The organism is Flavobacteriales bacterium (assembly GCA_013214975.1).
GTDB lineage: Bacteria > Bacteroidota > Bacteroidia > DT-38 > DT-38 > DT-38.
Genome location: JABSPR010000194.1, coordinates 1 through 2,302 on the forward strand (window position 1 = coordinate 1; position 2,302 = coordinate 2,302).

General features: G+C 40.3%; 3 protein-coding genes. 1 reads left to right on the plus strand and 2 read right to left on the minus strand.

Annotated features, from left to right (window positions below):
* Nucleotides 1-1,037 (minus strand): FAD-dependent oxidoreductase (locus HRT72_06565; GenBank protein NQY67370.1); only part of this gene is annotated, 1,037 nt, incomplete at its 3' end.
* 20 nt (nt 1,038-1,057) lie between these two features.
* On the opposite strand from HRT72_06565, the gene HRT72_06570 reads away from it, so the two are divergent.
* Entirely contained in the window at nt 1,058-1,210 is a 153-nt protein-coding gene (locus tag HRT72_06570) for a hypothetical protein (GenBank protein ID NQY67371.1), read from the plus strand.
* Between the two features lie 418 nt (nt 1,211-1,628).
* Here the strand turns inward: HRT72_06570 and HRT72_06575 are convergent.
* Nucleotides 1,629-2,302, minus strand: a 674-nt coding sequence (locus HRT72_06575) for a superoxide dismutase (protein ID NQY67372.1), incomplete at its 5' end; no start/stop codon positions are given.

The following is a 2,302-nucleotide window of genomic DNA, read 5'->3' on the forward strand; positions in this document are numbered from 1 at the left end:
CCATCTTTTCTCCAAGAGGCTCCAGTAGCAATCATTACGTTTTCGCAACCAACTTCCATAACATCTTCTGCGGTCATTTTACTGCCTGGATAAACAGTTACATTATCCATCTTCTCAATCTGTGTAACTCGCCAATCAACAACTCTAAGCCATTCACTAAGTCCTGTAAGTTTTCCTTCTCGGATTACTCTACCTCCAAGTTCTCTCTCTGCTTCAGCCAAAATAACGTTGTATCCTCTATCGCCTAAAGCTCTAGCAGCTTCTAGTCCAGCAGGACCAGCTCCAACAACAAGAATATCCTTATCGTCTTTCTTTGGATTCATTTTCTCTGGATGCCATCCTCTTCTGTACTCTTCACCCATTGTAGGGTTTTGTGTACATCGGATTGGAACAGCTTGGAAGTCACCGATTACGCAGATGTTGCATCCGATACATTCTCGGATATCTTCAATTCGTTCTTCTTTGATTTTGCTTGGTAGGAAAGGGTCAGCAATTGAAGGCCTTGCAGCCCCAATTAAATCGAGGACGCCATTCTTAACCATAGAAACCATAGTTTCCGGAGATGTAAATCGTCCGACGCCAACAACTGGCTTGGTAGTAAGACTCTTTACAAAGTTGATGTGCTTTTCTTGATTTCCTTCTTTGAAAAATCTAGAAACAGTTGAGTCGTTATCCCAGCCAGTAACGTTTACATCCCAGAGGTCTGGCATATCTGCCATCATCCCAATTAACTCTTGTGCCTGAGATTTATTCCAATCGTCTTCGTGGTCTCCAAGCTCACTTACTGGAAGTCTCAATGCGATTGCACATTTGTCTCCAATGGCATTTTTAGTATCTGCTACTAGCTCCATTAATAATCTCGCACGATTTGCCATCTCGCCACCATACTCATCTGTACGATCGTTAATTCGCTTATTTAAAAATGCCCAAGCAATACTTTCTGAATAACAGTACACAATATCGAATCCTGCTGCTTTAGCTCTGTAGGCGGCTTGTTTGTGCCATCTTCGAACGTTTAGGATATCTTGCAAAAACACAAGACATCTCTTTTGACAACATGAAGCGTGCGATCATTTTTGGTTCCGCAATGGCGTCATTTTGTGTGGAGAAATTTGGAACGGAAAATGTTATCGACCTAAAAGATGAACAAGTGAACAAACGTGTTCAGGAGTTTATTGACTTGGCGCAGTTTGATATTGAGTTGGTGTAATACGGAGGAATTAAACGTCTAAAACTTTCTTTTGAACCAATTTTCAACTTCGACAGGATTGGGATGGCCGCACACAGAATACATACCCCCCCTGCGACATTAAATCAGAGTCGAAAGGATTCAAAATGAATCATTAGTAAAGGCTGGAAAGCTCCAAGCTTGCCTTGGAGATCATTCGACTGACTTATGATTTATAAAGAATCTTGAAGAAAATGATTTTAAGTCTTGATTTTTTGTTTCTTTTTTATCAAGAAAAAAGATATTGAAATTTATTTTACTACTTCCATGCACACATTTCGACAAGCTCAATGTGACAGCGCTACATATCTCATTCTTTAATTTGGCTGAAAGGCTGTGTCAATTCAAGTGTTACGAGAACTAGTTTGTAATATGAATTAAATAATGAAGGAGTGGTGGTTTATTTGCCGCTCGTTGAAATAGCGGAGTTGTACATATCCGCAGAGGTCGTCCAATTCACTACATTCCACCATGCTTTTACATAATCACCACGTCTGTTTTGATTTTTGAGGTAATAGGCATGTTCCCATACATCTAAGGCGAGTATCGGCGTTCCTTTTACTTTAATGCTATCCAACTGCATAAGAGGATTGTCTTGGTTAGGTGTTGAGGTGATAACGAGCTTTTGGTCATTAACAACCAACCATACCCATCCAGAACCAAAACGCTTTTTAGCAGCCGCAGCAAATTGTATTTTGAATTCCGCAAAGGAGCCAAAAGTTGAATTGATGGCATCAGCCAATGGTCCTTTCGGCTCTCCACCACCATCTGGTTTCATGAAGGTCCAAAACAAGGTATGGTTATAATGGCCACCTGCATTGTTTCTAACTGCAGTAGGTAATTTTTGAATGTGTTTAAAAATGCTTGAAAAGGTTTTATAGCCTTCCAAAAGAGAAGCATCAATTGGTTTAAGTGCTTTGTTCAACTTATTGACATAGCCTTGATGATGCTTGCCATGGTGAATTTCCATGGTGAGCGTATCAATATGTGGCTCCAAGGCTTTGTGTGCGTATGGTAATTCAGGAAGAAAAAAGAAATCTTCTTCGTCTTGTAAAAATCGAGTAGGAGGATCGC